At 67.9% G+C, this 6,780-nt stretch carries 7 protein-coding genes and 1 pseudogene; 1 reads left to right on the top strand and 7 read right to left on the bottom strand.

Annotation, left to right across the window (positions count from 1 at the left end; translation table 11 throughout):
- Positions 1–19: 19 nt before the first annotated feature.
- The 3 genes and pseudogenes from HMPREF2924_RS34930 to HMPREF2924_RS26300 all read right to left on the bottom strand — a co-directional run.
- Positions 20–154, bottom strand: a pseudogene (locus tag HMPREF2924_RS34930) (Cro/Cl family transcriptional regulator); the annotation flags it as partial.
- A 17-nt stretch (positions 155–171) separates the two neighbouring features.
- A complete protein-coding gene (locus tag HMPREF2924_RS26305) occupies positions 172–1,461 on the bottom strand; it encodes an NAD(P)/FAD-dependent oxidoreductase (RefSeq protein ID WP_003129148.1) in 1,290 nt (429 codons plus the stop codon).
- A 337-nt stretch (positions 1,462–1,798) separates the two neighbouring features.
- Positions 1,799–3,289: a helix-turn-helix transcriptional regulator gene (locus HMPREF2924_RS26300; protein WP_003084906.1), complete on the bottom strand. Its 1,491-nt coding sequence runs from the start codon at positions 3,287–3,289 to the stop codon at positions 1,799–1,801.
- A gap of 285 nt (positions 3,290–3,574) precedes the next feature.
- Between HMPREF2924_RS26300 and HMPREF2924_RS36115 the strand changes: the two genes are divergently transcribed.
- Complete coding sequence (locus tag HMPREF2924_RS36115) at positions 3,575–3,838, top strand: hypothetical protein (protein WP_003084903.1); 264 nt, start codon at positions 3,575–3,577, stop codon at positions 3,836–3,838.
- 74 nt (positions 3,839–3,912) lie between these two features.
- Here HMPREF2924_RS36115 and HMPREF2924_RS26290 read toward each other — a convergent pair whose 3' ends face one another.
- The 4 genes from HMPREF2924_RS26290 to HMPREF2924_RS26275 are packed head-to-tail and all read right to left on the bottom strand — an operon-like array spanning position 3,913 to position 6,737.
- Positions 3,913–4,629, bottom strand: a complete 717-nt coding sequence (locus tag HMPREF2924_RS26290) for a type 1 glutamine amidotransferase (protein ID WP_003084901.1) — start codon at positions 4,627–4,629, stop codon at positions 3,913–3,915.
- A complete protein-coding gene (locus HMPREF2924_RS26285) occupies positions 4,629–5,810 on the bottom strand; it encodes an aspartate aminotransferase family protein (RefSeq protein ID WP_003117940.1) in 1,182 nt (393 codons plus the stop codon). The genes HMPREF2924_RS26290 and HMPREF2924_RS26285 overlap by 1 nt, the downstream gene beginning before the upstream one ends.
- Positions 5,803–6,039: a hypothetical protein gene (locus HMPREF2924_RS26280; RefSeq protein WP_003101561.1), complete on the bottom strand. Its 237-nt coding sequence runs from the start codon at positions 6,037–6,039 to the stop codon at positions 5,803–5,805. Before HMPREF2924_RS26280 ends, HMPREF2924_RS26285 begins: the two co-directional genes overlap by 8 nt.
- A complete protein-coding gene (locus tag HMPREF2924_RS26275; protein ID WP_003129147.1) occupies positions 6,036–6,737 on the bottom strand; it encodes an MOSC domain-containing protein in 702 nt (233 codons plus the stop codon). Before HMPREF2924_RS26275 ends, HMPREF2924_RS26280 begins: the two co-directional genes overlap by 4 nt.
- Positions 6,738–6,780: the final 43 nt, after the last annotated feature.

Below are 6,780 nucleotides of genomic sequence, written 5' to 3'. Positions count from 1 at the left end.
GGTCTCAGGTGAGCTTCATGCGATTGCCTTGGGAGACGAAGCCCACCGAACGGCGAATGCCGTCGGCCAGCGCCTGCAGGGTGATGCCCTTGCGCTTGCGCAATTCGCGCACCAGGCTGGCGATCTCCGCCAGGTCGTCGGCTACTTCGCTCATCTCGGCTCCGGGCCCTCTCAGAACAGGTCGCGCAAACGGTAATACGCTTTGCCCAGGGCTTCCAGCGGCGCGGCGAAGCGCTGGCCACCGGGAAACTTCGGATTGCGCAGACGCTGGTAGAGCGCCAGGGTCTCGTCGTCGCCGAGCAGCGCGTCGCTGACCGCCCTGGCCGCCGCCAGACTCGGCAGCACGCCGTGGCCGGAGTAGCCTTGCAGCCAGTAGCGGTTGCCCTGCCGGCCGATGTCCGGGGTGCGCCGCATGCTGCAGTCGATATGCCCGCCCCAGGCGTATTCCAGCGCCACCCCGCGCAACTGCGGGAACACCCGTTCGAGATAGGGCCGGGTGGCGGCGCGGATGTCGCTGGGCATGCCGCCCAGGTAGGTGCAGCCGCCGCCGAACAGCAGGCGGTGGTCCGGGGTCAGGCGGAAGTAGTCGAGGACGAACTGGTTGTCGGTCACGCAGCAGTTGCGCGGCAGCAACGACTTCGCCCGTTCCTCGCCGAGCGGCTCAGTGGCGACCTGATAGGTGCCCACCGGCAGCATCCGTTGCGACAGCTCGCTGTCCAGACCGTCGATGTAGGCGTTGCAGGCCAGCACCAGCGCCGCGCAGCGGATCTCGCCGTGCTCGGTACGGACCCGGTAGCCGTCGCCCTCCTCGCGATAGTTCAGGGCCTGGGTCCGCTCGTGGATACGCCCGCCGGCGCGCTCGATGGCGGCGGCCAGGCCGAACGCCAGCTTGAGCGGATTCAGGTGTGCGGCGTGGGGATCGTAGAGACCGGCAAGGTAGCGCTCGCTGGCGATCCATTCGGGCAACTCGTCCTTCGCCACGAAGCGTAGCCCCTCGTAGCCCCAGCGACGGTTGGCCTCGGCCTGCCAGTCGTAGAGCAGGCCGACCCGGCGCGGCAGGATCGCCGTCCATAGGTGGCCGACCCGGTAGTCGCAGTCGAAGCCATGTCGCTGCGGCAACTCGCGCATCTCGCCGGCCGCCCAGAGCATGCCGTCCCAGAGACGGCGTGCGCCTTCGTAGCCGAGGTCGGCCTCCAGCGGCGGCAGGTCGCTGGACCAGCCGGGCAGCGCCTGCCCGCCGTTGCGCCCGGAGGCCGCCCAGGCGATCCGGCTGGCTTCGATGACGCATACCTGGCGTCCGCCTTCGACCAGCCGCAGCGCCGTGTGCAAGCCGCTGAAACCGGCGCCGACCACCAGCACCTCGCAGTCGAGGTCACCCTCCAGGGCCTGGCGCGGCTGGATCAGTTCGGGATTGACGGCGGCGTAGTAAGTGCCGACATGCTCGTTGGATTGCAGGAACATCGCGACCTCCGTGAAATTATATTGGTTATTTTTCATGAAAAATAACACTTAAAATTTCACGACACCAGTCCCGAGCATTCGCAAACGGCCGGCAGGATGCCGTCGCGCACCAGCAGAGGCAGAGGGGCAAATATTCGAAAGGAGGCGGGAAGCCCCCCGCCAGAGCGAAACTGGCGAGGGGAACAGACGTGCGGACGGCGCGGCTCGCGCCGCGGAGAAAAGGTGCACGACCACGGGCGGGGGCATGCCGGGCGTGCTGCGCCAGTGTCGGCGCCGACGGGAGCGGGCGACAGGTACGAATGCACCAGCCGCCCTGGTGCATTCGTACCCTCTTCGTTTATTTGCGCCCGTTGCCGTTGCGCGGCTCCGGCGCGAATCCGCGTTCGCGTGCCCAGACGATGGCCTCGCCACGGCTGTGGACATCGAGCTTGGCGTAGATGGTCGCCACGTGGTTGCGCACGGTGTTCGGCGCCAGGCCCAGTTCCTTGGCGATCTCCTTGTCCGCCAGGCCCTGGCAGATGAGGTCGAACACCTCGCGCTCGCGCGCAGTCAGGTCGGCCAGTTCGGCGCCGGTGCCCGGCGCGTTGGCGCGGCGCACGTTGGCGAGCTTTTCGATCAGGGTGCGGCTGAACCAGGAAGCGTCCTGCATCACCGTCTCGATGGCGTGCACCAGCTCCATTTCGGTGCGCCGCCGGTCGCTGATGTCCAGCAAGGCCACCAGCACGCAGTCCTGCTCGTTGAGGCTCACCGCCTCGGCCGAGACCAGGCAGTCCAGGCCGTTGCGATCCTTGTGCTGCAGGCGCAGCTGGACGTTGCGCACGCTGCCGCTCTGCGCCAGCAGCTCGCCCAGGCGCTCGGCGCCGCCGTCCTGCCACAGCCCGCAGGCGACGGTGGACTCGCCGAGCAGTTCCTCGGCCTGGTAGCCGAAGGTTTCGCTGAAGGCCTGGTTGATGTCCAGCGCCTGCAGGTCGTCGCCGTACAGCACCAGGCTCGGCACCGGTGCCATGCGGAAGGCCTTGGCGAAGCGCTCCTCGCTCTTGCGCAGGGCCTCCTCGGCCTTCTTCCGCGGTTCGAGATCGGTGAAGGTGAAGAGCATGCAGGCCTCCTCGCCGACCTCTATCGGTTGCCCGGCGACCACCACGCACTTGCGTCCGCCCTCCGCCACCCGCAGGCTCGCCTCCATCTGCGGGATGGTCTCGCCGGCGCCCAGGCGCTCCACCGCCAGTTCGCGGCGCTCGGCCTGGTCGAGTACGTCCAGCTCGTACACCGAACGGCCGATCACCTGGTCGCGGGCATAGCCGGTCATTTCCAGGAAACCGACATTGACCTTCACGTAGCGGTAGTCGCTGAGCCGGCAGATCACCGCCGGCGCCGGATTGGCATTGAAGGTCTTCTCGAAGCGCTGCTCGGCGCTGGCCCACTCGGTGGCGTCGTGGAGGATCAGCACCAGGCAGTCGGGCTTGTCCTCGGGGGTGGTCAGCACCAACCCGCGCACGCGGTGCACCCAGCGGGTGTCCTCGTCGGCGGCGGGAAACACTTCCACCACCACGTCGCTGAAGCACTCGCCAGCCACCAGGCGCTCGGCCGGGTACTGGCCCTCCTGCAGCGGATGATTGTTGCGGTAGCGCAGGCGAAAGCGCTCGCGATACTCGCCGGTATCGGCGCCCAGGCCTTCCAGCGAATCGACGCCGTGCATCGCCAGGGCCGCCTCGTTGGCCCAGAGGATGCGCTGGTCCGGCTCGATCAGGATCACCCCTTCGGTAAGACCGGCGATGATCTGCTGCAACTGGCGGCGGTCGGTCTGGGTACGCAGTACCTGGTCGTTCATGCTGTTCCTCTTGGATGGAGCGATTTTCCGGGGGCAGCAAGGATGCCCGCCCGCCCTGACCGCGCACGCGTGACGATTGCACTAGCGGTGCTAGTGCATTTGCATCGCGAAACGATAGCGGAGGCACCCCTACCCTGGCGATACAGGAAGCAATGTCCGGGCGGGAAGCCCAGACGCCGCGCCGGCCGGGAGGCTACGCCGCCCCTCGGTCCCGAGGTCGTCGACGCATCCACCCGACTCGCCCTGCACGAGAAGAAAGCCCCATCCCCTTGCATGAGCGATGCGATGAGCAAGAACAAGCACCCCGATCTCGGCGAGATCCAGCGCAGCCTGAACCAGGCGCTGGAAGGCTACGACTGCCAGTGCCGGATGCACTACGACGGCACCGTCAGTATCAATGTCGCCGCCCGAGAGCACGACGAAACCTTCACCTTCGTCGGCATCCAGCCCGGCGAGCTGGACAACCCCACCCGCCTGCACCTGTTCGCCGAAAGCCTGCGTCGCGACCTGGCACTACTGGAGCCCTGGTTGGGAAAGCACGCAGCCTAGAATAAAAAAAGCGCCCCACAGGACCAAAACGACGTCCGGAGGCGCATGCGAGGACAGAGGAATCTTTCTGGCGATCAGGCCCGGCGTGCGATCTCCGCCGGCCGATGCGCCAGGTAATCGAGCAACAGGAACAGCACCGGCGCCACCTCGCGGCAATGCGCGACACCCTGGCGGATCCTCCCGGCGCTCTGCACCGCCCCTTCCCGTTGCAGGTCCTGCGGGCAGGCATCGAGCAGCGCCTCGATGCTCTCCGCGGTGCTTTCCAGGTGACATTGCAGGCCGATAGCCTGCTCGTTCCAGATGAAGCCCTGGTTGGCGCAGGCAGCCGAACCATAGAGCGGCACGCTGCCGGCTGGCAGGTCGAAGGTCTCGCCGTGCCAGTGGAACGCCATCAGCCGTTCCGGCAGGCGCTCGCCCAGCGGCGAGCCCAGCGCCTGGCTGTACCTGTGCAGCGGCCACCAGCCGATCTCCGCCTGGCGTCCCGGGCGTACCGCAGCCCCCAGCGCCTGGGCCAGCAGCTGCGCGCCGAGGCAGATGCCGAGGACCTTCTTGCCGGCATCCAGCGCCGCGCGGATCAAACGCTTCTCCGCCACCAGCCAGGGATATTGCGCTTCGTCGTGGACGCTCATCGGCCCGCCCATCACCACCAGCAGGTCGAAGCTGTCCAGCGCAGGCAGGTGGGCGTCGGCGTAGAGGTAGCAGACGTGCTCGTGCTCGCAGTGGCGGCCGATCCAGTCGCCGATCCGCGCGCTGCCTTCGAAGGGAACGTGTTGCAATACCAGGGCGCGCATCAGGCCACCTCCTCGTGTCGGTTGGCGACCCGGGCCAGGGCCCGCTCCAGTCGCCGCAGCATTTCGTCGACGTTGGCCCGGCTCACCGTCAGCGCCGGGGAAAAACGCAGGCAGTGCGGCTGCGGCGCGTTGATCAGCAGGCCTTCGCCGAACGCCGCGCGAACCACCGCCGGCGCGCGCTGGCCGATCAGCGGCAGCCCCCAGAACAGTCCCTGGCCGCGCAGCGGACCATGCCCATAGCGACGCGCGACACGGGCCAGGCCATCGCGCAGGTGGGTGCCCTGCTCGCGCACCTGCTCCAGGAAACCCGGCTCCAGCACGGTATTCAGTACCGCCAGCCCGGCAGCGGTCATCAACGCGTTGCCGTGGTGGGTGCCAAGCTGGTCGCCCGGTTCGAAGCAACAGGCGTTGCCACGCGCCAGCAGCGCCGACAGCGGCACCCCGGCGCCGAGGCCCTTGCCGAGGGTAACGATGTCGGCGCGTACCCCGTACAGTTCCTCCGCCAGCAGCGCGCCGCAGCGGCCGATGCCGGTCTGCACCTCGTCGAGGATCAACAGGACGCCACGCTGCCGGCACAGCCGCTCGATGCCACGCAGGTAGTCGAGGGTCGCCGGGATCACCCCGGCATCGCCCTGCACCGGCTCCAGCATCACCGCCACCGTCTCTTCGTCGATGGCCGCGGCCATGGCGTCGAGGTCGTTGAACGGCACCCTGGCGAATCCCTCCAGGCCATGCTGCGCCGGCTTGCCACAAGCCGTCAGGGTGCCCGGGGTGCGTCCATGGATGCTGTTGACGGTGCTGACGATCCGTTGCGCGCCGCCGCGATGCAGGCGGCCCCACTTGCGCGCCAGGGCGATGGCCGCTTCGTTGGCCTCGGCGCCGCTGGTGAGGAAGTAGGCCTGGTCGCTGCCGGTCGCCAGGCACAGGCGCTGCGCCAATGCCAGCACCGGCCGGTTGAGCAGGCCGGGGCCGGCGCTGACCAGCTCCCGCGCCTGCCGGGCCAGGGCCTGGACCAGCACGCTGGGACTGTGGCCAAGGCAGTTCACCGCCAGGCCCTGGGTGAAGTCGAGGAAGGCACGTCCGTCGCTGTCCCACAGCCACGAGCCCTGGCCACGGACGAACACCTGTTCGGGCCGTTCCTGGGTGCGCATCAGGCGCAGGCTATCCAGCGCATCAGCCATCTTTCAGTTCCTCGGTCATGTACTCCACCGCCAGCAAGCGCACGCCCTGCGGCCCCTGTTCCAGCAGCCGGCGGCTTTCCCGGCGCGTTTCGATGCGCAGTTCGAAGCCGTCGCCGGCGGGGAAGCGCTGGCGCATCAGCTCGCGCACCTCGGCAAAGCGCGCGGCGCTCACCGTCATGCTGGCCAACAGCCGGCCGGACTGGCTCAGGGTGATCAGGTAGTCGCTCAAGAGGCATGCTCCCGGTAATCCGACGGCCCGTGCAGGCGCGGCCCCCAGTCTTCCACCACGCCGCTGGACAGGCGTTTCGCCGCTGTCTTGCGCCAACGCTGGGAGAGCGCGTCGCAGGCCATCATCTGGCGCAACCCGAGAGGCTCCAGGGGATCGCCGAAATACCACTGCAACAGGCGGGCGACGGTCAGTTCAGGGTAATGCCGCTGGACCAGCTTCAGCTGGTCCCCGGGAGTCACCATGCCGCTGCGCAGGACCCGATAGAACCAGCCGCAGCGGCCGCCGCTCTGCAATTCGTCGGGCAGCTCGGGAAGATTCCAGCGCTGGCCCTGGCGATAGCAGGGCGAACGCGGCTGGCTGACTTCCAGCAGGGCATCGCCCCAATGGAACTGGTCGCCGATGCAGACCTCGGCTTCGGTGATGCCGTAGGTCGAGATGTTCTCGCCGAACGCCGGCAGTTGCCAGCGGTTCAGCGGGTGGCGCTTGCGCCAGTAGCGGTAGTGCTCGGCGGGATAGTGATGGAGAGCGCGCTCGAGGCCGCCGTGGTGGCGGATGTCGGCCTGTTCGTCGCCGGGCAGGCCATCGTGGCCCAGCCAGAACTCCTGCTCGACCGGCAGCTTGTCGATCGCGCTGACCAATCCGCCCCAGGTTTCTTCGACTTTACCTATGAAAACACCGTTTACGACTATCTGCTCCATTGCTCCGCGACCACCCGATGTACCGCCAATGCAGCTAGACTAG

This window comes from Pseudomonas sp. HMSC063H08 (assembly GCF_001813645.1).
In the GTDB taxonomy this organism is placed as follows: Bacteria; Pseudomonadota; Gammaproteobacteria; order Pseudomonadales; family Pseudomonadaceae; genus Pseudomonas; species Pseudomonas aeruginosa.
Note: the sequence above shows the minus strand (reverse complement) of the source record. Positions and strands in the feature narration are given on the sequence as shown.

What these genes read in the sequence shown, in the direction of transcription:
- HMPREF2924_RS26300 (WP_003084906.1), bottom strand. Translation starts at nt 3,289, where the DNA reads ATGAACGACCAGGTACTGCGTACCCAGACCGACCGCCGCCAGTTGCAG.
- HMPREF2924_RS26290 (WP_003084901.1), bottom strand. Translation starts at nt 4,629, where the DNA reads ATGCGCGCCCTGGTATTGCAACACGTTCCCTTCGAAGGCAGCGCGCGG.
- HMPREF2924_RS36115 (WP_003084903.1), top strand. Translation starts at nt 3,575, where the DNA reads ATGAGCAAGAACAAGCACCCCGATCTCGGCGAGATCCAGCGCAGCCTG.
- HMPREF2924_RS26275 (WP_003129147.1), bottom strand. Translation starts at nt 6,737, where the DNA reads ATGGAGCAGATAGTCGTAAACGGTGTTTTCATAGGTAAAGTCGAAGAA.
- HMPREF2924_RS26285 (WP_003117940.1), bottom strand. Translation starts at nt 5,810, where the DNA reads ATGGCTGATGCGCTGGATAGCCTGCGCCTGATGCGCACCCAGGAACGG.
- HMPREF2924_RS26305 (WP_003129148.1), bottom strand. Translation starts at nt 1,461, where the DNA reads ATGTTCCTGCAATCCAACGAGCATGTCGGCACTTACTACGCCGCCGTC.